Raw genomic sequence first — 23,532 nt, 5'->3', positions numbered from 1 at the left:
CCGAGGGACAATATGCGAGTTTCCATGGACATTGAATTAAAGGATGTGCCCGGGCAGATGCTTTTAGCCCTTCAGCCTCTGTCAGAATGCAGGGCTAACCTGATAACTGTTCTGCACCACCACCAGAAGCTTACCCCCCGAAAAACGGTTCCTGTGCAGCTCGTACTCGAGACCAGACCCGAAAATATCGCAGCCATCAAGGCAAGGCTCGAAGAGAACGGAATCAAAGTCGTAAGGGTCGGTGAGCACCGTTTCAGGGAAAGTATTAACGTGGTCCTGATAGGGCACGTAGTCCATACCGGGATTCAGGATACCATTGATGAAATAGACAAGACCGGATTTGCCGAGGTTGCGGACCTTACCCTTTCCATGCCAGGTATTGATATGCTTTCTTCAGCTCTCATAAAAATCAATGCCCTGGGGAAAGAAGAAATCCAGAAGTCACTTAACATCCTGAAAGAAGTATCAGCAAAGAAAGACCTGCTGATGGTCCTGCCAATAGACGTCCAGGCTTGAAAAAAAGATTTTAGGAGAATTTTAAGATGAAAACAGTACGCTGTTCCATTATCGGATTCGGTGCGATCGGACAGGGTGTAGCCGAAGTGCTCCTGATGAAGAAAGAGTACCTGGAAAATATGGGCCTTGACGTCCGCGTGATTGCAGTAGTGGACTCGAAAGGTGCAACCCTCTCTCCCGAGGGGGTGAACCTTGCTGACTGCCTTGCCCGCAAAAGGGAAAAGGGAACAGTTGCCCTGGAAAAAATCACGGGCCTTGAAGTCATCAAATCCATAGACCATGAACTGGTAATCGAAACAACTCCTACTAATATCGAAACCGGGGGAGCCGGGCTCCAGAACATGCTTGCAGCTTTCGAAAAAGGACTGGACGTTGTTACTTCTAACAAGGGCCCTCTTACCCTAAACTACCGGGACCTCGTGAAAACCGCAAAGGCAGCAGGTTCGAAGTTCAGGTTTGAGGCAACTGTTGGCGGTTCGATGCCAGTCATCAACTTTGCAAAAGAAGTCCTGGCCGGAAACAATATCAGAAGCGTCAAAGGCATCCTGAACGGGACCTGTAACTATATCCTGACAAGGATGCTGGAAGAAAGGGCAAGTTACACCGACATCCTTGCCGAGTCCATGGAACTCGGGATTGCGGAGACAGATCCAACTTACGATGTTGAAGGAATCGATACCGCCTGCAAACTCGTAATCCTTGCAAACGCCATTTTCGGGCTTGACACCACCTATGGGGATGTCGACGTTACAGGAATTACAAAAATCACTCCCGAAGCCCTGGAAATGGCTTACGAGAACGGACACGTGATCAAACTCATAGGAGAGGTCAGCAGGGACCGGATCCATGTGGCTCCCAGGCTTGTTCCCATTAACCACCCCCTGGCTGTAGGAGGGACCCTCAACGTGGCTTCCCTAGATACCGAACTTGCAGGAGAAATCACTGTTACGGGCAGAGGTGCCGGCTCTGTGGAGACCGCAAGTGCAATTCTCAGTGACCTTGTCTCGATTTACAGGGAGCAGTGAAAGGAAACAGAAAGGCTGCGGATCAAAATCCGGATGCCCGAAGAGCTAAAATAGCTAACACATCGTAAACCAAAAAAATAAAAGCTGCTGGGACCATGACGAGCTTCAGGGAATTTGCAGAGACCTGCCAGGCCATCGAGAAAATATCGAGTACCATAGAAACCACGAATAAGGTTGCGGAATTTCTACGGAAAGTGGAAGTTGAAGAACTGCCCCTGGCAACCCACTTTATCATGAGTGAAGTGTTCCCTGCCTGGACAGGAAAACAGCTGGGGATAGGGACCAGCCTCCTTTATGCGTCTCTTTCGAAAGCGTCGGGGATGTCGGTAAAGAGTATTGAAGCCCTGATCCGGACCACAGGGGACATAGGGGAGACCGCCCTCCTGATCCTGAAGGAAAAGAAGAAAAACCAGATCACTTTTACTTCTTTCCTGGAAGAGGAGTCCGAATTTTCCATCTCCGAAGTCTACCAGCGTTTCATTACCGCTTCCGAAGCCACGGGAAAAGGCTCCCAGAACTTGAAAATCAAAAATCTTCAGTTCCTTTTCAACTCTTCCAACCCCAGGGAAGCAAAGTTCATAGCCCGCCTCGCCCTTGAAGAGCTGCGCATCGGAGTTGGGGAAGGCGTCGTCAGGGATGCTATTGCAAAGGCTTTCAACGTGCCGGCAGATGTTGTGGAACAAGCTTTTATGGTCACAAACGACCTGGGGGATGTGGCTGCCGCAGCCAAGGCCGAGGGAGTTGAGGGCCTGAAAAAGCTTGGGATCGAAATAAACCGCCCCATCAAAATGATGCTCTCCCAGATCAGCCCGGACATCGATGCTGATATCAGGGACATGAAGGAAGCTGCAATCGAATGGAAGTTCGACGGAGCCAGGGTCCAGATCCACAAGGACAGAAATTCGGTAACCATTTTCTCAAGGAAACTCGAAAACGTAACAAACTCCCTCCCCGACCTTGTGGACATCGTCCGGAAGCATGTGAAAGCTGAATCCGCAATCCTGGACGGGGAAGCCGTAGCTGTGGCAGAAGACGGCAAACCGAGGGCTTTCCAGGAGATCCTGAAGCGTTTCCGGCGCAAGTATGACGTGGCTGAGAAAGCCGCCTCTATTCCGATTCAGCTCAATCTCTTTGACATCATGTACCTGAACGGGGAGACCCTTATCTACCTCCCCCTCCGCGAGCGGCGAAAAGCCCTCCGGTCCTGCGTGGAAAGTTCGGTTGAGGATTCCAGGTCCATTTCCGTAGACGAGCAGGTCATCACAGGCGATCTCGAACTCGTGGAAAAGATATATCAGGAAGCCCTGGATGCCGGGCACGAAGGCATCATGGTCAAAAATCCGGATTCCATTTATTCCCCTGGAAAACGTGGTAAGAACTGGCTCAAGAAAAAGCCTCTAATGGAAACCCTTGACCTTGTGGTCATCGGCGCCGAATGGGGTTTCGGGAGACGGGCCAACCTTATAGGCTCGTACACAGTCGGCTGCTACGACTCTGATACAACCCGCTTCCTGCAGATTGGCAAGGTAGGCACCGGTCTGAGTGACGAACAGCTAAAAGAGCTCACAGAAATGCTCTCCGGGCTCATGGGCGGGGAAGCCGGAGGAGTTTTTGCTGTCCGGCCAAAAGTAGTGGTCGAAATCGCTTTCGAAGAAATCCAGAAGAGCCCCAACTACGACTCGGGTTTTGCCCTGCGCTTCCCCCGCTTTATCCGTATCCGGAACGATAAGGCCCCTGATGAAGCTGACAACATCCAGAGGATCGAAAGGGTCTATTCTCAGCAGCGGAAAAAGCTATAAATGTAATCTTTTTTATATCATTAACTCATCAAATTATTTTCGATCAAAGTTGATTATATGTTAAAATTGCAAGTGTACAATTTTGGTAGTCTTAGATGGATGAGAAAATAACCACGATCTGCAAATTGTGTGGAGAACCTTTAGGATCAAATCATAGTGGATCTTGCCCAAAATGTGGAGGATTTGGGAAAAAAGATTTAATTGAAGTTGGAACAACCGTTGTGGTCAATACAGGTCCTATCGAGTTAAATTCAGAAAATGAACATGTTGAAGAAAATAAGAAGATCAAGTGGTTAACTCTCATAATTACCTTATTATCTCCTTTTCTGGGTTTATTACTCACAGGCTTATCTGGAGTTTTAGTTGGTCTTGTGATCAGTGTTATTTCTTATAAGTTGGGCATTAAAGCTTCAAAAATTATTCTTGAACGTGAAATTATAAGAGAAAAATAATTAAGTTTTTTAGATATGAGTACTTTCGATATTCCAGATGGACTCATTATAAACAAAATTTTGGGCTCTGTATAAATGTTCTTTGTGGGCTGAGCCCAATGTTTATTTTAGTTCAAATTCTTCCAAGTTTTCTCTTTTTGTTTTAGTCATCCAAGCTCTTTGGAAGTAACCAGTTTACGGAACTCTGGACACTCAAGGCTTTTCAAGGTTATCAAATATACTTGAACAGGTCATCCCGCTTCATTTCGTGCAGCCTGTCTTTCAGGAGGCTCTTGAGGGGTTTTAAGTCCCCTTTCTTGACGCTGATCGGGGCGATCAGGTGTTTCCAGTTTTCCCATGGGGGCTCAAGCCCAAGGCGGGCTGCGATTTCATCCAGGAGAGGGTCATACTCGTTTTCTTTGACTTTGTCCATCTTGTTTGCAGCTATCAGGGTATCGATCCCGACTTCCCTCAGGAAATCGAACATCTCAATGTCAATGGGGATCTGGTCCCTGGCATCCCAGCGGTCGACGACATCCGGGAAGAAGGGGCCATCTATCACCAGGACTCCAAGCTTGATCCTTTCGGCATTGTTTTCGATGTAGTGTACAATCTTGTCTTTCACGATATCCTGTTTCCGGTCCTTGACCCCGCTCATAAAACCGAAGCCCGGCATGTCGGTGACGAGCAGGTCCGAGAGCTGGACGTGGAAGGGGCGCAGGGTAACCCCGGGGCGTTTTCCGACCCTTACTTTTGCTCCGAAAAGTTCCTTTATGAGAGAGGATTTGCCCACATTGGAGCGCCCGACGAAGAGGATTTCAAGGTTTGTACCGTTTTGTTCCACGGTTTTGCTTGCTTTCATTTTTTCTTTACCTCATTTCTGCTTCTCCAAGCCCGGCATCGAAGGCGTGGAGAAAAGCCTCAAAGGATTCTTCGGGGATGCGTGCCCCTCCCGCGTGAGGATGCCCACCGCCGCTTCCTCCGAACCGGGGAGCAATGCTGCGCAGGAGCCGGTTCACGTCTGCATGCCCCCTGGAACGGATGCTCAGGTCGTATATCCCTTTTTTCGGACGGTGTTCGGCTGCAATACCAACTTCCCTCCGGCCGTATGAGGCTGCGTAGATAGCTGCTTTTGAAATGGAGTTATTCGTATTTACAATATACGCGCTGTTTTTCAGGACTTTCACGTTTTGTTTGACAAAGACCCGGATCTTTTCTTCGTTCAGGGCCGCATCCCGGGCAAGTTCCAGGAGGTCCGGAATCCTTGAAGGAATCCTATCCCTTGAGAGAGGATTCAGGAGAGTCCTCTTGAATTCGTAGTCCTTGCCTTTCTGGAGCACCGCCTGGATCAGGGTCCCTGCCTGGAAGTAGAGGCTTCGCTTGTCCCAGTCCCTTACCCAGTGCTTCACGTGGGGCGTGTTGTCGCAAAAGTCCCCTATAGCCCCGTAGATAGCAACCCTCCTCATGTCCCGGCTCAGAAGATCTTCAAAGACACGGAAGGTTAGTTCAGAACTGCAGGGTCCTGTGCAGTCATTGTAAAACCATTCTTCTCCCCCTTTTTCATCTTCCATACAGCTTTCCGGGAGAGGGTGGTGGTCAATGTAGTAGAGGTTACACTTTTTAGCAAGGTCCTGGAGCCTGGAGTAAAGTTCGAAGCAGTGCCTTTCATTAATTGCGATGTCACAGATGATGAGGTTTTTAACGTCTCTGATCTCGTTCAGCTTATCCAGAAGGCTAACCGGATTTGTGAAGTATACGGATGCATCCAAGTAGGCACTCTTTGCAATGGCACCCGAGCATATCCCGTCCGAATCTCCGTGGGTCAGGATCAGGGTTTTTGCTGTTAGCAAGTCGTGGGGTTCTTTCATTCTGGGCTTCCTTTTTTCTTTTACTTGGGAGTAAAGAAGTTTCCTTTCTTATTTTTAAGCTTTTACTTATTTTCCGACAGAAGGGTTATTCGCCAGAAAGATACCTTGAAAAATCAGATTCTGTCGGTAGATAGAGAAACTGGTTGAAAAAGGTATTAAAGAATGAAATGAGTCGAAAAGGAATGAGCAAATAGAGGAGTTCAAAATGGAATATGCAAAAAAAGGAATGAAAAAATAGAAAACTTAAAAGAAGAAAATTTTGAGGAATAAATAAGAGAAAAGTTATGCTCCCCGGAAATCCGGGAGAGCAGCTCAAAAAGAGTTTCTGAAAAAAGGAAGTCTTGGAGTTTCTGAAAAAAGGGAATCTCAAAAAGAGCGCTTAAAAACGCTCTCCTGAGTAATTTTCAGACGAGCCCTTTTTTCCTGAGCCCTGCAACTCCCAGCAGCCCGAGGGCCGCAAAAAGGGAACCAAAGCCCGGGGTGTCCCCGTAATCCTCTTCGGTCCCGCCGGTTTTCACATGGGTATCATCGGGTTCTTCTTTCTTTTCCTGATTGGATTCCGTTGACCCTGCGGGCTGTTGCTGTTCACTGCTTGCTTCCAGGGTCAGGGTTCCCACATTCACGACAGCAGGGGTATTGGAATCGACTTCTCCCTTGTAGCTTTCAAGGTCAAGGAAAGTTGCTCTGCAGGGGGGCAGCTGGATTTCCCCTTCGCTGTGCATCTGCAGGATGTATTTGATGGTCTTTGCCCCGCCCCCGCTCTGGAGAACTCCTTTATAGCTTGTTTCCCCACTTATGAATTTTGCTTCCGGGGGAACGGTATCTGTTACCGTTACGCTTGAGTCAACGTTACCTGAGTTCTTTACGGTTACCGTGACCGTCAGTTCATCTCCTTCCTCAAGCTGCTGTGTGCTGAGTGATTTGGTAAGGATTATGTTCGGACCGTAGATTTTGGTCTTGTCGGAATTGTCGGATTCGACTTTTTTGCTCGCCCCGTTGGGCAGGGTGAAAGTAGCAACTGCTTTTGGGAAGGTGAAAGTTCCGGGTTTCTCCGGGATAAGCGTATACTTGAAGACGTCCGCAGCAACTTCCCCTGCTTCCAGGGAAAGGGTTGTGCCAAGCTCAATATCTTCTTCAAGCCGCATGCCCGAGACCAGCGTATCCGTAAGTTCGATATCCTTAATAGCGCAGAGGCCGCCATTCCGGACTGACATTGAAACATATACGGGTTCTCCCATGTGGCGCTCTTTTGTTGCACTCTTCGAGACTATAAGATCCCATTTCCGCTTGATCTTTATGGTCTTGGACCCCTCGTCTTCGTACCCTTCATCCTTGAAATCCTCGAACTCGGTCTTTGCGATTATTTTATAATCGGTATCTTCCCAGGGTGCAGGGGTCTTCAATGTGAGGGTAATCGGCTCCAATGCTTCGCCTTTCAGGACCTTTGTGTAAGTGTACTTTGTTTTTCCACTTATTACCTCAAGCCCTGCAGTGTCAATTGTCAGCACAACGTTTTCGGCTTTTGCGTCTCCGTCGTTCTTAACGTTTATCGTCACATCTATCCTGCTATCGGCAGCAGATTTCGGGTCGTAGCTGTTCTGGTCCGTGTCAACGTCGATATCGAAACCGGGTTTTCCCCTGAGGAGAATATCCAGCTGGGCATAAGGGTTCCAGTTGTCAGTTTTGAACTCTATCCCGTTCTTTTTAATGATTTCATAATTAGGGTCCACTTTCTGGGCATAGACCTTTATTTCATCGTCATATTCGAGTTCCAGCCCCGCAGCAAGAGGGCCACTTTTCAGTTCTTCCCCATCTTTTGAAATAGTGACAAACACCGTTCCTTCGTCATGAAAGTCTTCTGCTTTAACTACATAGCCTCCGACTGTGACGGAATCTCCCCAGTAAAGTTTTTTATCGTTAAGCTTCTCCACCCACTCCACATCATCTGCAGCAAGAGCAGCAGTAGAAAGGCAGGAGAGGATAAAAACGATGAGTAATGCCAGAAGTAAGGTTTTTTTAACCATAGTTATCCCTCCCTGAATTGACACTGGTGATGCAGTGCCCTCATCCTCCGGAAATATTAACACATTCTCGTATTCTTTTAGGTATTCTGTTATTGAATTCTTTTAGGTATTCTGTTATTGAATTCTTTTAGGTATTCTGTTATTGAATTCTTTTAGGTATTCTGTTATTGAATTCTTTTATGCATTTTTTAAGTGATGATCGTTATAGATTGGAACGTTGATTATATAACGTGACTAAAGTTTTTCTTCAGGCAATTCAATTTTGCAGCGTTCTTCTCTTTTTTATTGTATCATTTTTGCCTTTATGCCTGTAATTTGACAGATGTCTTTGTAAATATCTTTTTTTAACATATTTTAAGTTTTGCGGATATTTATAATAAATTTTTTGAATTTGTTGTTTGGTGAAGGTTTATGAACCTTTCCCTTTTACCTCCTGAGCCCTGCTGTGCGGAATTAAAGAAAAGTATAAATAGGGGTCAACCTCCCCAAAAATTGGGCTTGAAAAAAGTGTTCAGTGTTTAAGCGCACAGGATGTCTACGTTAACGACCCCTAAACTAAAGACCTGGGGGATTTCCTGCTGAAGTATTACGAAGGGAATGCAATCGGGAAGAGAACATGGTCGCAGGAAGGAGATATTTAAATATCCATGGCAACTTAGTACGTGACATATCCCAAAATAGTGAAATTTACATCCATTAGAGGGGCTTTTCCATGGAACTTGCAAAAATAGTAGAAATTCTTGAAGAAATCGCACCTCCTGAACTTGCGGAGGACTTTGACGAAGGTAGGATAGGGCTAATCCTGGACCTGGAAAATGACGTTCAAAAAATTGCAGTTGCCCTGGACGCAAACGCTTACGTCCTTGAAAAAGCTGCTGAAATCAGGGCGGACCTGCTGATTACCCACCATACCCTGATCTTCAGGCCGGTAAATATAATCTCAAAGCCTCTTGCAACCTCTCTCAGGCTTGCCCTTGAGAACGGCATATCCCTCTACAGCATGCATACCAATTACGACCGGGCTAAAGGAGGAATAAATGATGTGCTTGCGGCACGCCTGGGACTCCGGAATGTCGAGGAAGTCGAAATGGGAAGGATCGGGGAAATCGATCCCTGCTCTTCCGCGGAACTGGCTGCCCGAGTCTCAGAGTACCTGAGAACCCCTATCATGTATGCCGGGGAAAAAGAGGAGGTCAGGCGTGTAATGGTTTACGGGGGCTGTGGTTTTCGGAATGAGTACCTCCAGATTGCCCGAGAAAGGGGCGCAGAAGCCTTTGTGTCCTCCGAACTGAAGCACGACGTCCTCAGGTCGAACGGAGACCTCTGCCTGATAGATGCCACCCACTACGCCACGGAAAACCCAGGGATGGAAGCCCTCTGCCCCAGGCTCCGGGAACTACTCGGCCTTGAGGTGGAATTTATCGAGCAGCCTTCGGGGCTCAAAGCAATACCATGGGGCTGAATTACGTTTTATCCCGAATTTAGAGGTGCCGGATCATGTACGTGGGAAAAGATATCATGGAAAAGGAAAGGGAAATGAAAAGGGAAAACGAAAAACAGGAAAAAATGCCAGATGATGAAGCCCTGGAAACACTGCTCAACGAGCAGCTTAAAAAACAGGTCCGTTCCGATTACAGGCGAAGCCTCGGAAATGAAGCTTGCAGGCGATATAAGGAGTAAGATGCAACGAGTGGATTTCTAAAGGTGTAAAGTATCCACTCTTTCAACTCTTATCTTTCTGGTACTCGAATTGCCGGTTTTTCTTATGATGGCTGCCTGTTTCTCAGTCTTCTTCCATTCGCCGGTTTTCTATTGCCTTTGTAGCTGGAATGTCAATTCCCAATATCTTTTTTGCCGTTTCTGATTGCAGCATTGCGCCTGAAATTAAAATAACCCATCCGAAAGGAAACAGGGCCAATAAGAGGCAATATGCTGAAATCGCAAATATAATCGACTTTCCTGCAAACCCTCTTGTGCTCACCTTAGCCACCCCCGTGTGCTTTTGAAAGGCTTTATGCTTTAGAAGGCTTTATGCTTTAGAAGGCTTTATGCTTTAGAAGGCTTTATAGAGTATATGTACAGGATGTTATATTAACACTTTCTTTAGCTTATATTATAAGCAGCTCACAACTAACAGCTTACACTCGATATGCCGATAAAACCATAGGCAGCTATTAACAAGACTGCTTCTTCAGAAGCTGTTTTTCGAGATAGGCTTCAAGGTGCCTTATGACCTTTCGGATTTCTTCGGTTTTTGGAAGGGAAGACATGATTATTTCCAGGTAGCGTGTTTCTTTGAGGAGGGAAAAGGTCTCGGGGAAATTGATGTCAAAGACCCAGGTCAGGCGAAGGAGTTTAACGTCGTTCCGGTTTTTAACATCCTTTATTTTTGCCATCCTGTTGTTCATTATGTCTTCTATTACGGCTTTCGAGTATTCCGGGGTATCGGGCAAATAAAGTTCAAGAGCCGGATTCGGGCATTTATCTTCTTCTTCATAGTCTTCGCATATTATCCGGAGGATGTCAAGTTTGTCGGCATCCCTGATCAGCCTTGAGTAAAAAAGCAGTTCAGGAAAGTTTGAGGTGGCTTCAGGGATCTCCATGAGGTTGTGGTATTCCACGGCTTTTAGAATAATGTCGCTCTCCTCCGGGACCAGGTGGGAAAGTATCCCGGCTTTTTTCAGGATTTTTACTCCCAGGACAGCATGGTTTTCGGACTCGGAATCTTTGAAGGTTTTGTATTTCAGGAACTGTTCAAAACGTCCCAGGTCGTGGAAAAGAGCTACAGTTTCGGCAAGAAGGGATTCATTTTCCCCGAGTTTTTCAGCTTTTGCGAGCAAAAGGATATTTTCGCAGACTTTTTTTGTATGTTCGGCTTTGAGTTCTATGTTTTCCCGGACAAAAGGATCAGAGGAATAGAAATCTGTTATATAGTCTGAGAACCATTTTTGGAAAAAAGCCAGGTCTTCTTTTTGCATGCTTTTGGATAGGAAATTTCATTGTATATATTTTGTGTGGGTCTCCCCGAAAATTCATCTACCGGATAATTCCGGGGCTTTGTTTCCGAGAGGACATATTTTTCCCCCGGATTAAGGCTCACTTGATCGAAACATTCAAGATCGGAAGATGATGACAGTGAATTTTCCTTGATAAGGGGATCTGCCCTTAAGATATTTTTCTGCTCTCAAGTTTCTTTCTGCTCAAGCTTCTTTTTTACTCGAGCTTTTTTGCTTTTTAAACACTTTTTAAAATTTGCGTACTTTGATATTGGTGCAACTGCAATAAAGGAAAAAAACTTGAATAATAAGTAAAGAATAGTTGAATACTGGATGAAGATTAACTGAATTAATAAATATAAATATCTGGATACCAGAATAAAGGTACTAGAATTATTAAGTAAAGAAAACTTGAATTAGCTGGAATGTACGTGCTATGTATATTTGGGTCGATAGAGATTTATTTTATTTGCCTGATCTATACATATCAACCATTTTCATGGTTCAAGATGCGATCTTTATGTGTTGTAGCTATCTTGTATATTAAGGATATTAGTTTGGATTACGGGTATATAAAGGATGTTAGTTTGGATTACAGGTTAAGGATATTAGTTTAGATTACAGGTATTAAGGATGTCAATGTATAATTAAAGTATTAAGGATGTTAGGTTATATCACAGGTAAAGAATGCATATGCCGGATTGTATACGTGCCGGATTGTATACGTGCTGAATCCTATGTGAAGTATAACTTATACAAAGGGAATTCATCTGGAAAAAGCCGGGGTATTTAATGAGCTCAGTTAAAAAAGTGCGGTCGGTTATTAATTCATTAGTTATCTTGAGTGCTTGTTTGCTCTTCATTTCAGCGGGAGCTTTCTTCCCTACTGCTGAAGCCATTACATTTAAAGGGCTGGTTGCAAGTGCCGGAGGACCTGAAAATACTTCTCCTCTCGAGGAGGTAATTGCCCAGACCCCTTCTTCAGTGGAAGGGTTACTTGACAAAGGTAATGCACTTTATTCTTTTGGGGAATACGAGCTTTCGATAGAGTGCTATGATAAAGCTCTTGAACTCGACCCTGATTCCTCGGTTGCCTTGTATGGAAAAGCCTGTGCCCTTGACGAACTCGGTATGTATGAAGACGCAATTGAAAGTTATATCAGGGCTTTTGAAACCTCTCCTGACTCCTTTGGAAGCTGGTATGAAAGGGGTGACGAGTTTTACAGGATTAAAAGCTATGCTGAGGCCGCCGATTGTTATGAGAACGCTCTGGCTTTTGACTCTTACCGTGCCAGAATCCTTTATCGTGAAGGCCTCGCATTTGAGAAACTGGGTCTGGACCAGCATGCCTTTGTTTCTTATGATAACTCGATTGAGTACAATGAAAACTGTTCCAGGGCCCTTTACATGCAGGGGATGGCCTATGCAGGTTTTGAAAGGTATGACGAGGCAACAGGATGTTTTAATGAAGCCCTGAATATTACCCCTGACAATTCCGAACTCTGGTATCAGAAGGGGGTAGTTTTTGACAGTCTCGAGAATTACGAGGCTGCTGTGGAATGTTATGATGTGGCTCTTTCTCTCGATCCTGTCTCGGTTGAAGCCTGGTACAACAGGGGAATGAATTTTGACAGGATGGGTGTGGAACTTGAAAACCTGAGTAAGGACTTTGAAAACCAGGGGGAGCCCCAGGAATCTTCAAAGTATAACCAGGAGGCGAGAGCACGTTACCAGGAAGCTTTAACCTGTTACGACTCTGTCCTCGTTTCGGACCCCGATAATCTCGATGCTCTTCAGAGAAAAGGGGCGGATCTGGAAAAGCTTGAAAGATACTCCGAAGCTATCCAGTGCTACGATAAAATCCTTACATACGACCCTGAAAACTCCGATGCCTGGTATGGCAAGGGTGCCGCACTTTATGCAATGGGACAGTACGACGCCGCAATAAAATGTTATGAAATGGCCCTCAACCCGAATACGGGAGTTGAGGTTGAAGAAGCCGGAGACGCGCTTATTCAGAAACTGAGAGCTTATGACTCTTCCCTGGCATGTTACCCGGCTGCCCTGGACTTCGATTCGGAAGCTGTCAGGATCCTGTACGATAAGGGTCTAGCTTTCGATAAACTTGAAAATTACGAAGCTGCGATAGATTGCTACACCCAGGCCCTTGAAGAGGAGTCCGCCCATCCTGTGGTCTGGTACCGGAAAGCCCGGAACCTTGACCGTCTTGACAGGTATGGAGAGGCTGTGGAATGTTACGGCAAAGCCCTGAAACTGGACCCTGACTGTCCTAAGGCCTGGTACGAGAAAGGGTTCGATTACTCAAGGCTCGGGAAGCATAAGGATGCCGTGAAATCCTATGATAAGGCTCTTGCCCAGGATGAAAATTATACCCTTGCCTGGTACAGCAAAGCCTCTGCCCTGACTCAACTGGGGGAACACGAAGAGTCACTCGAATGTTATGACAGAGTTCTTGCTTTTGCCCCGGACAGTGTTGAGATCTGGTATAACAAGGGTCTTGCCTTTGACCAGCTTGGCAGGTACGGGGAAGCTGTAGGATGCTATAATGAAGCTCTCAGGATCAACCCCGCATATGCCCCTGCCCGTTTCAAGCTGAATGAGAACCTTGAGTTGCTCTCGAATACCGGAACCTTCGAAGCTCCTGCAGGGAATACCACGGGTGCCAGCGCCCTTGACGGGCTGCTTGCAAGCGGATTCTGGTCCTATCTCCTGGGTTACCAGAACCTGAATTCAGAAGAGTATTCCCAGGACTTTGACCCAGGAAGTGTTGAGTTCCTGGATTCGGGGTTAGGCTATGATGCATCCTGGTACGGGAAAGCTTCAGCCGGCAGGAAACTGGAGATGTACGAGGATGCACTTGCCTGTTATGACATGGCTTTGATGATCAACCCCGAACATGTTGATGCCTGGTACGAGCAAGCCCTGGTTCTGGGAAAGCTAGGAAGGTATGAGAATGCTTTTGAAGCCTATGAAAAAGCCGCCACTCTGGACCCGCAGGCCGGGAAAGCCTGGTACGGCATGGCTTCGGCTGTAAACAGGCTTGGGAGATACGATGAGGCACTAACGTACTACGACAGGGTGCTCGTGCTCGAACCTGCTAATTCCAGGGCCCTGGCCGAGAAAGCTTCGATCCTTGTCGGACTCGAGAGGTACGAGGAAGCCGTTCCTTGCTACAACAAACTCCTGGAGCTTGAGCCTGATAACCTTGAGGGCATTAGCGGCAGGGCTTCGGTTCTGGTAAAGCTCGGCAGGCATGAGGAAGCAGTATCCGATTATGACCGGATCCTGAAGCTTGAGCCTGTAAATATTCAGGCAGAAATTGGGAAAGCTTCGGTTCTTGAAGAAATTGGGAAGTACGAAGAAGCGGTTGCAAGTTATGACCGGATCCTTGAACTCCAACCAGGCAGTACGGACGTGCTATTCAGGAAAGCTGCAGCCCTGGAAATGCTCGGAAACTTCGAGGCAGCAATTGGCTGTTATGACAGAGTCCTTGAGCTGAACTCAGTGAGCATCGAGGCGTACAACAGAAAAGGCTTTGCCCTTCATCGGATGGAAAGGTACCAGGAAGCTATCGCCTGCTATAATAAAGCCCTGGAGTACGCCCCCAATAACGCCGCAGCCTGGTATTTCAAAGGGCTTGCCCAGTATTCGGCAAGCAGCCATACCGCAGCCCTGGCAAGTTTCGATAAAACGGTCCAGTTAAAGCCTGACTGCATCACGGCCTGGTACAACAAGGGGTACATCTACAACGTGCTGGGAGACGTTGAAGAAGCCATCATTAACTATGACAGGGCTCTTGCAATCGACCCCAACTCGCCTTCAGCCCTTTATAACAAGCGTTTTGCCCTCTATCGCATAAAGAGATACACCGAAGCTTCGGATTGCAAGACCAAACTCGATGCTCTTGACCCGGGCTTTGTGGGAGCCCTGCAGGACAGGGGAACGAAGTACTTCTTCCCCGACACCTACAGTGAGACTCTAGACTACACCCTGCCCACCAGGTGGTATGAAGATTCGGGAAACGTCTCGGAAAGTGTGAATGGAAATGAGTCTGCAGGTTCCCAGCCTCCGGACTCATTTCCCACTTGAAGATCTCTGACTGAGCCAATATACTGAGCCAATATACTGAGCCAATATACTGAACCGATACACCGAACCTGCATAAACTGGTGCGGCATCAAAAGAGCTCAGAACCACCGGTTGATTGGCTATTCAGGTCTCCTCTCTTAAAGCTTTTGAGAGGAGAACTTTCTCGTCGACTTTTGATAAACTTTCTGCTTCTTTTTTCCTTCCGGCTTATTTTTTGGTCCTGATTTTTCCATTTCTGCATCTTTTTCTGTTTCAGACTTTTTGCGTGTCCGATTTTTTACTACATCCAACTTCTTTCTGTTTCGGACTTTTTGGTTTGTTTGATTTTTTTGTGTATTCGGTTTGAATTATACGTTTTCCTTACTAAAGGGCCAGGAGAAAAAGACTCTTTTGTATATAAACTGCATTAACTATTTGAGGATCGGGCAATAAGAATTTATGTAGTCATGATTTATCTCTTGATATCTCAATTTACATGGTTCAGTACATTACATTTGATGAACTTGATTAATCTGATACTTACATCCTGTCGAAAACTATTCAGGATACTGCATTATGATGCCGTTCCCGAATGCATTATGATGTAGATACTGATTGCATTATGATCCAAATCCCAAATGAGTTGCGATCCCAATGCTGAATCACAGTAAGGGAATGTGTTCCGGTATATGCTGGAAGATTTTCACACGGAACTCATTAGAAAAAATAGGGGTGTTTAATGAGCCCAATTAAAAAAGTTAATTCGATTGTTAATTTCTTTGTTCTCCTGGTTTTCACTTTATTCATCGTCTCTTCTGCAGGTCCTTTACCTGTTGAAGGAGCTGTTTCAACCCAGGGATTGGTTGCAGAAGAAACCCTTGGGGCCGGGGATTTCCCCTCCCTTCAAGAAGTACTTGCGCAGAACCCGACTTCCGTTGAAGGCCTGATTGCTAAAGGCAATGCTCTGTATTCTCTAGGAGAATACGAAATTTCCGTTGACTTCTATAAGAAAGCACTTTCTTTAGACCCTGATTCTTCGGCAGCGTGGTATGCCATGGGGCTTGCCCTGGAGGAGTCAGGGTTGTATGAGGATTCGCTTGATTGTTACGATAGAGCCCTTGAAACCTCCCCTGATTCTTCTCAGGACTGGTATAAGATGGGGGAGGAACTTTTCGGCGGAATGAATTATCAGGAGTCCATAAATTGTTACGAGAAAGGTCTCGCTGAAGACTCTTTTCTTGCCGGAGTCTGGTTCCGAAAAGGCCTGGCATTTGAAAAGCTGGGAGATAGCGAGCAAGCTCTACACTCTTATGAAAAGTCTCTTGAATACGGTTCCAGCTCTTCCAGAGCCCTGTATATGCAGGGACTGGCTTACGCCGGACTCGACAGACATGAAAAAGCAATGAACTGTTTCGACAGGGCCCTGGAGATCACCCCCGATGACCCCGAACTCTGGTACCAGAAGGGAATGCTTTTTGACAAACTTGGAAACTACGAGGCTGCTGTGGGGTGCTATGAGCAGGGCCTTTCCCTCAATCCCGACTCGGCCGAAGCCTGGTACCGTAAAGGTCTGGGGCTTGAAAAGCTGGGCAGGGAACTTGACAGTGCAGAGACACATCAGGAAGCTTTAACCTATTATCAGGAAGCTTTAACGTGCTATGACTCTGTCCTTCGCTCTGAGCCCGATTCTATCGAGGCCCTGCAGGGAAAAGGTTTCTGCCTCGAACAGCTTGGCAGACCTGCCGAAGCGATCCAGTCCTACGACGAAATAATTTCTTACGAGCCTTACAACTACGAAGCCTGGCACAGCAAAGGTTCCCTGCTTGACGCTATGGGGCAGTATGATGAAGCTGTAGCTTGCTATTCCATGGCTCAAATGGCCCTTGACCCGAATTCCGGGGTCCAGACGGAAGAAGTCGAGACCGCTCTGCTTGAAAAAATGAACGCTTACGATGCTTCGCTTGCAAGTTATCCCGACGCCCCGAAGTTCAGGTCCGAACCTGTTAAGATCCTGTACGACAAGGGCCTTGCTCTGGATAAACTTGGAAACTACGAGAGTGCCGTGGAATGTTACGAGCAGGTCCTGGAAAAGGAACCCGGACACGCTGTGGTCTGGTACAGGAAAGCCCTGGATCTTGACAGGCTTGGCAGGTACAAAGAGGCAGTCGTAGCTTACGAAAAAGCCTTAAAGCTGGATCCCGGCTATGCCAAGGTATGGTATCGGAAGGGCTTCGATTCCGCAAGGCTTGGAGAACATAGGCAAGCCCTGAAAAGCTACGACAAAGCCCTGGAACTGGACGAAAACTATTACCTTGCCTGGTATGGCAAAGCGTCTTCCCTTGTCCGGCTTGAGGAATACGATGCTTCTATCGAGTGTTATAACCGTCTCCTGGCCTTTGCCCCGGAAAGTACTGAAATCCGGTATAACAAAGGCCTGGCCCTGGACCAGCTTGGCAAACACAAGGAAGCTGAAGACTGTTACAACCAGACTCTCCAGCTCAACCCGGAGTATGCCCCTGCACGTTTCAAGCTTAAAGAGGGTGCGGAGCTTTCGGGACCCGAAGCTTCCCGTTCCCTGAAGGAAGAGAGCAGGGATGTCAACCTTGAAGGAGCCCTTGCCGGAGGGTTCTGGGCTTATCTCCTGAGCTCTGAAAAACCGGATTCGAGAGAGTACGGAACAGAGTCTGACCCCAAAAATGTCGAGCTTCTGGACCCTCTCTTCAGTTTCGACTCTGTCTGGTACGGCAAAGCTTCCGTCTGCAAGGAACTGGGGCAGTATGAAGATGCCCTGAGTTCTTATGAGCTAGTTCTTATGATCAACCCGGAGCGCACCGAGGCCTGGTATGAAGAGGGTTCGGTCCTTGACCTGCTTGGCAGGAACGAGGAAGCCATGGAATGTTATAAGAAAGCCGTGGACCTGAACCCTCAATCCGGCGTTGCCTGGTACGGGATGGCATCGACTGTTAACAGCCTGGGAAGGTCCGAGGAAGCAATAACTTACTTTGACCGGGTGCTTGAACTTGATCCCCAGAACGCCATGGCCCTCCAGGAGAAAGGTCTGGTCCTTGCCAGCCTGGGAAGGTCCGAGGAGGCAGTTTCCTGTTACGATACACTTCTTGAGTCTGAGCCGGATAATGTTGGGGCTCTGGAAGGCCGGGCTTCAGTACTCGTGAGGCTGGAAAGGTCTGATGAAGCCCTGGTTGATTACGATAAAATCCTGGAGCTCGAGCCTGCTAATTCCGGAGCCCTGGCTGAGAAGGCGTCGGCACTTGAAGGGCTTGGCAGGTACGAGGAAGCCGTTGAGTGCTACGGGAAGATCCTTGATGCCTCTCCGGGTAACAGGGAGATAATGTATAGGCAGGCTAAGGCTCTGGAAGAACTCGAAGACTTCGAGGCTGCGATTGGCTCTTATGACCGGATTCTCGAACTTGACCCGGCAAATGCCGATGCTCACAACAGCAAAGGCTTTGCCTTCTACAAGCTCGAGAGGTATCAGGAAGCCATCGATTGTTATGACAAAACCCTGGAGTATGACCCCAACAATGCTGCTGCCTGGTATTACAAAGGATGCGCTTACTATGCAAGAAGCAGCCATACCGCTGCCCTGAGATCCTTCGACAAAGCAGCTCAGTTAAAGCCCGACTGCATCACGGCCTGGTACAATAAAGGTTACATTTACAACGTGCAGGGAGACGTCGAAGAAGCCATTGAGTCCTACGACAGGGCCCTTGCAATCAACCCGAACTCGGCTCCAGCTCTTTACAACAAGCGCTTTGCCCTTTACCGCATAAAAAAATATGATGAAGCTTCAGCATCTAAGAGCAAGCTGGATAGCCTTGACCCTGGCTTTGTGGGAGCCCTTGAAGACAGGGGAACAAAGCTCTTCCTTCCTGATACGTACAGAGGGGACCTTGACTTTGCCCTGCCAAACAGGTGGTATGGAGGCTCAGAGAACTTCTCGGAATATGCGGCCGAAAACATGACCATAAATCCCCTGCCTGCAGACTATGTCCCCGAACCGGATGAATACGATAATTTCTACATCCCCGAAGCCGGTGAAGTGATTGACGAAGAACAGGATGAAGTGACTGATGAAAATGGCAGTTTCTACATCCCAGAAGCTGGTGAAGTAATTGACGAAGAACAGGATGAAGTGACTGATGAAAATGGCAGTTTCTACATCCCAGAAGCTGGTGAAGTGATTGACGAAGAACAGGATGAAGTGACTGATGAAGAACAGGATAATGAGTCGGATAAAGATTCCGATGAATCTAACCGGACCGGTTACTACATCCCCGAAGCCGGTGAATAAACCCGAAAGTAAGGGTATAGTCTCGAGGAACCAGGGCGAATAATTGGCAAAGGAAAAAAAATGGTTTTGTCGGTGTCAGGCCTTTTCCGATGTCAGGCCTTTTCCGAATGTAACTCCCTTTGTGTAATCTGTAATTTAGTACATGCGGGAGGTAAATTCCCTGGTTCCTGGGCTTATTTTGTTTGGTTGACCCGGAGACCCTTGTCCGGGGCAGGGAAAATCCTTTGTAACACCAGAGAGTTAAAGTTTTACACAAGTATGTCCGTACATGGGGATGTGACTTAAATAAACCATCGCACATGTATAATCATCGAAAAAATACCAAAACAAATAAGTACATAAATCAAAACAAAGTAAGATCTACTTAAATAAATATAAGAGTTGGAGTAAAACCAAAACAAATAAAAATCAAGCAAATAAGGGTAAAATAAAAGTTAATACAAACAAAATATAACAAAAAATATAATAATAAAAAAAAGTGGGTTGCCCGAATGTTTCCTGAAAACTGCGGCTCTTCGTCGATTTCGGTATCCCTCCGAAACTGCCTCTAATTCCGTGAGTTGCCGAATATGACTTGAAGCTGCTATTTCCTTGTTTACTTCTGACACCCGCTTGAAACCAATTTGCAGATTACAAGAGGGTGGTGCGAATGTTTACCAGAGAACCCTTGCGGGTTTCCTTGTTTGTTTCGACACCGGTGCTGAGCGACGAGAATGTTGTCTGGACTCCCTTGCGGGTTTCCTTGTTATGTTTCTGACACCCATGCCCTTATCTCGGGTTTCAGACATCAATGTCTGCCCCAAGGATTCTCGCTTCTACAGATCTTTTATCGGTGCTCGGCCTCCTAACGGCAGTCCCGAGCAAAACGATCCAGCCAACAGGGAACAGAACAAGCAACAGGCTGTAAAATGCAACAGCTGTTACTATCGATTTCCCTGCAAGCCCTTTCAGAGTATCCATTGGTACTCCACCCCTGGCGTGGTTGTTTTCTCTTTGCTTGCGTCGTTCCGATAGTGGGCAATGTTCCCAGTCTTACCCAATGTCTATGATATTGTGCATGTTACACAATACCATACATTACTATGCACTTACTAACTTATATAGATTTTCCAAAAATAATATTGCAGTTTGTATATTTTTAATACGGAATAATTGTACCCACCTCATGCTCCCGTTTTTTATAATCCCTCCATTTTGAATAAATCGAGAAACCGCAGTAAATTTAAGTCTTCGAGCTCCCTAAGTTGTACTCTTTTGAGAGTCACCTGGTCCATTTATGAAGATGACAGCACAATTTATCAGTTAATTTTTCCAATATTATTCCTGTTACCCCATAATTCATTCAATTTTCGTTTTGTTTTCTTTTTAGGTTTCCCCTTCTACCAGAAAAAATTCTTTTTTCCTGAAAGCTTTAAACCCCATGTCGTCCTTACTCGTTAGTATCTATGAAAGACCGTTCTACTGACACCGAAAATTTTCTTGAAACCGGTTCTGCCAGCGGAGCCGGAAACAAGAGCAAAAGTAAGGTTATTGCTTCCGGAGGAACCCGTGGTGATTCCGGTTCCATCTCAGATCCCCGAACCATAGGGGTTCCTGTTGACGTCATCATTGTCCGGTATGGAGAGCTTGCTCTGAAAAGCACGGGGGTCCGGAACTGGTATGAGAAAGTCCTTGTGAAAAACATAGCAGCGATGCTGGCTTCCAGGGACATTGAGTTTACTCAGATCAGGCGGGAATGGGGCAGGATCTTCATTGAAACTACCGATCACCGTGCAGCAAAAGCAGCAGCAGATGTTTTTGGGGTTGTCTCGGCTTCCCCTGCAGTGACAGCAGAGCCTGACCTTGAAAGTGCCTCCGGGGTCTGTGCTACCCTTGGGTCGGGGCTTATCCTGGAAGGGGAGTCCTTTGCCATCCGGGCCAGGAGAAGTGGGAATCATCCTTTCTCCTCCGCAGATGTTGGAAAAACATGCGGGGACGCTGTATGGGAAGCTCTGGAGATGGAAGGAAAAACTCCCAGGGTGGACCTGACATCTCCGAACAAGGAGATCTTTGTAGAGGTGCGGCAAAAACTTGCTTATATTTACCTGGAAACATTCCCTGGCGTAGGTGGCCTTCCCCTTGGGACCCAGGGAAGCATGGTGGTGCTCATGTCCGGAGGTCTCGATTCCCCTGTTGCGGCATGGCTTCTGATGAAACGTGGGGTCATGATCATCCCCGTCTACTGCAATGGTTCCCCTTACGCCGAAGACGCCGCAAGAGAGCGGGCCTTTGACTGCATCCGCCAGCTTCAGGCCTGGGCGCCGGGGCACCAGTTCACGACTTATGAGCTTCCTCATGGCCCTAACCTTCGTGCCTTCATTGATACCTGTAACCGGAAAAATACCTGTCTCCTCTGCAAGCGCATGATGTACCGGGAGGCTTATGAAGTAATGAAAAAGGAAGGTTCAAGCGGCGTTATTACCGGTTCTTCCCTGGGACAGGTTGCGTCCCAGACAGCAGCCAACATGTACGCTGAAATCTACCAGCTTGCGGTTCCTGTCTACCACCCCCTGATCGCCTTTGACAAAAGTGAAATCGTGGATATTGCCCGCAGGATAGGGACCTATGAGATCTCCACCAGGCCTGCAGGGGGCTGCACCGCAGTTCCCGAACACCCCGAGGTTAAGGCAGAATATGACCTCATTGTTCATGAGGAAAAAAAGCTGGATGTTGAAGCAATGGTTCAAAAAGCTCTCAGCGCAGCAAAAATTTATAAACTTTGAGAGTCTAGGAAAGTTCCCGTATTCTCCAGGGCACAAGGAAATGCGGGTTTCCGTCCTTTTTTTCAATAATTATTCCGGGAAAATACGGACCTGAGCCTGTGCCATAAACAGCATAAAGTATTAACATAAATAATATATATATACCTAATATAATTTTAAATTATATAGAAATGGGATATATTCTTTGATAAATATATAAAACTGAAATACTTTATATAACATATATCCCGTGTAAATAATTAGGGCGTTATCTTTTTGGAGATTATCAACCAACCTCCAGTTCAATCCACAAGTTCAATCCACAGGTTCAATCCACAACCTCATATTTTTAGGAACAGTTAACGCCCGCCTTTTCAGGTATATTTTAGCTTTTCTTTTTGTACTTTAGCATGTTTAGTTACATGTAGGCCTTCACGCTGTTGACCGTCGGAAAATTTAAAAAATTATTTATTTTCCCATGTTAATGTTAACTTATGAATGGATTTTCCCGCCCCGATCCAAAGGCATCCAGAGCAAGGTTTGTATTCCTTTTTTTTACCATCGGGAGCTTTCTGCTTATGACTGCCGGGTCCCTGTATATTGAAATAAATCCTGAAAATCCCGCCGCAGGTGAGTTCTTGATAAGTACTGCTGGCCCTATTTTCTGGGTCTGCTGCGGGGCGTGGATTTTATTTAACGTATTTTCTTATGCAAACTCAAAACGCTGATTTTTCACCGGGAATTGTTTTCGGAATCTCCTCCCGAGTTTTTTACCTGACGAAATCAAAGTTGCGCTGGCGCACCCCGCTGCAAGCAACTGGGTATTCGACTGGAATAAACTAAAAAACAGAAATTATTTATGAGATCATTTCAAATTTGATTTATATATTAAAAAACATTTAATGAAAAAATAAAAATTTTAGTTAATTGTTGAGTTGACTATAAATTAAACTTTAGTTTTATAAAAATTACACGAGGAACGATTTTTACAAGGCTTCTTGTTCCTTTATTTTTTAGTGACTAATCTTAAGTATCAGGATTTTGTACCGAATCACATGCACTGTTCAGCACGAGCAAAATCAGCCTAATGAGATTGATTTTGAGGATTTAAACTTGAGCACATAATAACTCAAGCCAAAGTAAAAACAAACACATTAGCCATAATTTAAGCAAACAAACCTCTGAATGTTTGATCTCCAAATTATTGGAAAAGAAAATCACTGACGTTGTTTGATCCAAAATGAAGAGTTGATTCCGCTTTTTAATATATATAGTTTTAGGCAACATTTTTCAGGAACATTGTTTCCAAAATTATTTATTTTTACAAATAGTATTTTGCAATTAGTTATATAACTTTGAGAACAAGATAAGTGAGCAGACATATTTTTAACAGAAATTTGCGGAATAAATAAATGGGGGATTTATTGCCTGCAAATTCGAAGTTATGTCCGACTTATCCATCTAAAAATAAAATTTTTTCATATTTAATAGAGCTAGAAGTTAAGTCCCTGGCGTCGAGGAGGGGCATGAATTTAACTTAGATGCCCAACGAGGATTGTGGGGAGACTTTTTCCTCTTTTAATGCGAGACCACCATATGGACAGTTGCACAACTCTCAAAGCAGTACGTAGTCACATGGTCATCTTAGATTTACCTATAAGAAAGATGATTAAAAGAACTCAAACTACGTGAACAGCAGGTTGCAGTCACCAAATAGCGAACAACATTGTC

General features: G+C 46.1%; 15 protein-coding genes. 9 read left to right on the top strand and 6 right to left on the bottom strand.

Features of this window, described 5'->3' with window-relative positions; all coding sequences use genetic code 11:
• Nucleotides 1–12: 12 nt before the first annotated feature.
• The 4 genes from MSMTP_RS04245 to MSMTP_RS04230 all read left to right on the top strand — a co-directional run bounded on the left by MSMTP_RS04245 (nucleotide 13) and on the right by MSMTP_RS04230 (nucleotide 3,792).
• Nucleotides 13–516: an amino acid-binding protein gene (locus MSMTP_RS04245; RefSeq protein ID WP_048177971.1), complete on the top strand. Its 504-nt coding sequence runs from the start codon at nucleotides 13–15 to the stop codon at nucleotides 514–516.
• A 26-nt stretch (nucleotides 517–542) separates the two neighbouring features.
• Nucleotides 543–1,541, top strand: a complete 999-nt coding sequence (locus tag MSMTP_RS04240) for a homoserine dehydrogenase (protein WP_048177970.1) — start codon at nucleotides 543–545, stop codon at nucleotides 1,539–1,541.
• A 95-nt stretch (nucleotides 1,542–1,636) separates the two neighbouring features.
• Nucleotides 1,637–3,340, top strand: coding sequence for an ATP-dependent DNA ligase (locus MSMTP_RS04235; RefSeq protein WP_048177969.1), 1,704 nt, complete (start codon nucleotides 1,637–1,639; stop codon nucleotides 3,338–3,340).
• Nucleotides 3,341–3,435: 95 nt separating this feature from the next.
• Entirely contained in the window at nucleotides 3,436–3,792 is a 357-nt protein-coding gene (locus MSMTP_RS04230) for a hypothetical protein (protein WP_048177968.1), read from the top strand.
• Between the two features lie 211 nt (nucleotides 3,793–4,003).
• On the opposite strand, the gene engB is transcribed toward MSMTP_RS04230, so the two are convergent.
• The 3 genes from engB to MSMTP_RS04215 form a co-directional block, all read right to left on the bottom strand.
• Nucleotides 4,004–4,633: a GTP-binding protein EngB gene (gene engB / locus MSMTP_RS04225; RefSeq protein WP_048177967.1), complete on the bottom strand. Its 630-nt coding sequence runs from the start codon at nucleotides 4,631–4,633 to the stop codon at nucleotides 4,004–4,006.
• A 7-nt stretch (nucleotides 4,634–4,640) separates the two neighbouring features.
• Nucleotides 4,641–5,639, bottom strand: a complete 999-nt coding sequence (locus MSMTP_RS04220; RefSeq protein WP_048177966.1) for a DHHA1 domain-containing protein — start codon at nucleotides 5,637–5,639, stop codon at nucleotides 4,641–4,643.
• Nucleotides 5,640–6,043: 404 nt separating this feature from the next.
• Nucleotides 6,044–7,663, bottom strand: a complete 1,620-nt coding sequence (locus MSMTP_RS04215) for a BatD family protein (protein WP_048177965.1) — start codon at nucleotides 7,661–7,663, stop codon at nucleotides 6,044–6,046.
• 712 nt (nucleotides 7,664–8,375) lie between these two features.
• Here MSMTP_RS04215 and MSMTP_RS04210 point away from each other — a divergent pair.
• Nucleotides 8,376–9,125, top strand: a complete 750-nt coding sequence (locus MSMTP_RS04210; protein ID WP_048177964.1) for a Nif3-like dinuclear metal center hexameric protein — start codon at nucleotides 8,376–8,378, stop codon at nucleotides 9,123–9,125.
• A gap of 35 nt (nucleotides 9,126–9,160) precedes the next feature.
• The gene (locus MSMTP_RS19625) at nucleotides 9,161–9,343 is read left to right on the top strand and encodes a hypothetical protein (RefSeq protein ID WP_048177963.1); all 183 of its coding nucleotides are present in this window, start codon (nucleotides 9,161–9,163) and stop codon (nucleotides 9,341–9,343) included.
• Between the two features lie 103 nt (nucleotides 9,344–9,446).
• Here MSMTP_RS19625 and MSMTP_RS04200 read toward each other — a convergent pair whose 3' ends face one another.
• Complete coding sequence (locus MSMTP_RS04200; RefSeq protein WP_048177962.1) at nucleotides 9,447–9,644, bottom strand: hypothetical protein; 198 nt, start codon at nucleotides 9,642–9,644, stop codon at nucleotides 9,447–9,449.
• 193 nt (nucleotides 9,645–9,837) lie between these two features.
• Nucleotides 9,838–10,641: an HD domain-containing protein gene (locus MSMTP_RS04195; protein WP_048177961.1), complete on the bottom strand. Its 804-nt coding sequence runs from the start codon at nucleotides 10,639–10,641 to the stop codon at nucleotides 9,838–9,840.
• 870 nt (nucleotides 10,642–11,511) lie between these two features.
• Here MSMTP_RS04195 and MSMTP_RS04190 point away from each other — a divergent pair.
• On the top strand, nucleotides 11,512–14,769 hold the full coding sequence (locus MSMTP_RS04190) for a tetratricopeptide repeat protein (protein ID WP_197076137.1): 3,258 nt from the start codon (nucleotides 11,512–11,514) through the stop codon (nucleotides 14,767–14,769).
• A 718-nt stretch (nucleotides 14,770–15,487) separates the two neighbouring features.
• The gene (locus MSMTP_RS04185) at nucleotides 15,488–19,060 is read left to right on the top strand and encodes a tetratricopeptide repeat protein (RefSeq protein WP_048177959.1); all 3,573 of its coding nucleotides are present in this window, start codon (nucleotides 15,488–15,490) and stop codon (nucleotides 19,058–19,060) included.
• A gap of 780 nt (nucleotides 19,061–19,840) precedes the next feature.
• Here the strand turns inward: MSMTP_RS04185 and MSMTP_RS04180 are convergent.
• Complete coding sequence (locus tag MSMTP_RS04180) at nucleotides 19,841–20,020, bottom strand: hypothetical protein (protein ID WP_048177958.1); 180 nt, start codon at nucleotides 20,018–20,020, stop codon at nucleotides 19,841–19,843.
• 485 nt (nucleotides 20,021–20,505) lie between these two features.
• Here MSMTP_RS04180 and thiI point away from each other — a divergent pair, with 485 nt between their 5' ends.
• Complete coding sequence (thiI, locus tag MSMTP_RS04175) at nucleotides 20,506–21,822, top strand: tRNA uracil 4-sulfurtransferase ThiI (RefSeq protein WP_082090489.1); 1,317 nt, start codon at nucleotides 20,506–20,508, stop codon at nucleotides 21,820–21,822.
• Nucleotides 21,823–23,532: the final 1,710 nt, after the last annotated feature.

Origin of the sequence: Methanosarcina sp. MTP4, assembly GCF_000970045.1 — an archaeon.
Classification (GTDB): domain Archaea; phylum Halobacteriota; class Methanosarcinia; order Methanosarcinales; family Methanosarcinaceae; genus MTP4.
This window is presented reverse-complemented; position numbering and strand designations above follow the sequence as displayed.

Coding starts and splice junctions, on each gene's coding strand:
- MSMTP_RS04245 (WP_048177971.1), top strand. CDS start 13: ATGCGAGTTTCCATGGACATTGAATTAAAGGATGTGCCCGGGCAGATG.
- MSMTP_RS04240 (WP_048177970.1), top strand. CDS start 543: ATGAAAACAGTACGCTGTTCCATTATCGGATTCGGTGCGATCGGACAG.
- MSMTP_RS04235 (WP_048177969.1), top strand. CDS start 1,637: ATGACGAGCTTCAGGGAATTTGCAGAGACCTGCCAGGCCATCGAGAAA.
- MSMTP_RS04230 (WP_048177968.1), top strand. CDS start 3,436: ATGGATGAGAAAATAACCACGATCTGCAAATTGTGTGGAGAACCTTTA.
- engB (WP_048177967.1), bottom strand. CDS start 4,633: ATGAAAGCAAGCAAAACCGTGGAACAAAACGGTACAAACCTTGAAATC.
- MSMTP_RS04220 (WP_048177966.1), bottom strand. CDS start 5,639: ATGAAAGAACCCCACGACTTGCTAACAGCAAAAACCCTGATCCTGACC.
- MSMTP_RS04215 (WP_048177965.1), bottom strand. CDS start 7,663: ATGGTTAAAAAAACCTTACTTCTGGCATTACTCATCGTTTTTATCCTC.
- MSMTP_RS04210 (WP_048177964.1), top strand. CDS start 8,376: ATGGAACTTGCAAAAATAGTAGAAATTCTTGAAGAAATCGCACCTCCT.
- MSMTP_RS19625 (WP_048177963.1), top strand. CDS start 9,161: ATGTACGTGGGAAAAGATATCATGGAAAAGGAAAGGGAAATGAAAAGG.
- MSMTP_RS04195 (WP_048177961.1), bottom strand. CDS start 10,641: ATGCAAAAAGAAGACCTGGCTTTTTTCCAAAAATGGTTCTCAGACTAT.
- MSMTP_RS04185 (WP_048177959.1), top strand. CDS start 15,488: ATGAGCCCAATTAAAAAAGTTAATTCGATTGTTAATTTCTTTGTTCTC.
- MSMTP_RS04180 (WP_048177958.1), bottom strand. CDS start 20,020: ATGGATACTCTGAAAGGGCTTGCAGGGAAATCGATAGTAACAGCTGTT.
- thiI (WP_082090489.1), top strand. CDS start 20,506: ATGAAAGACCGTTCTACTGACACCGAAAATTTTCTTGAAACCGGTTCT.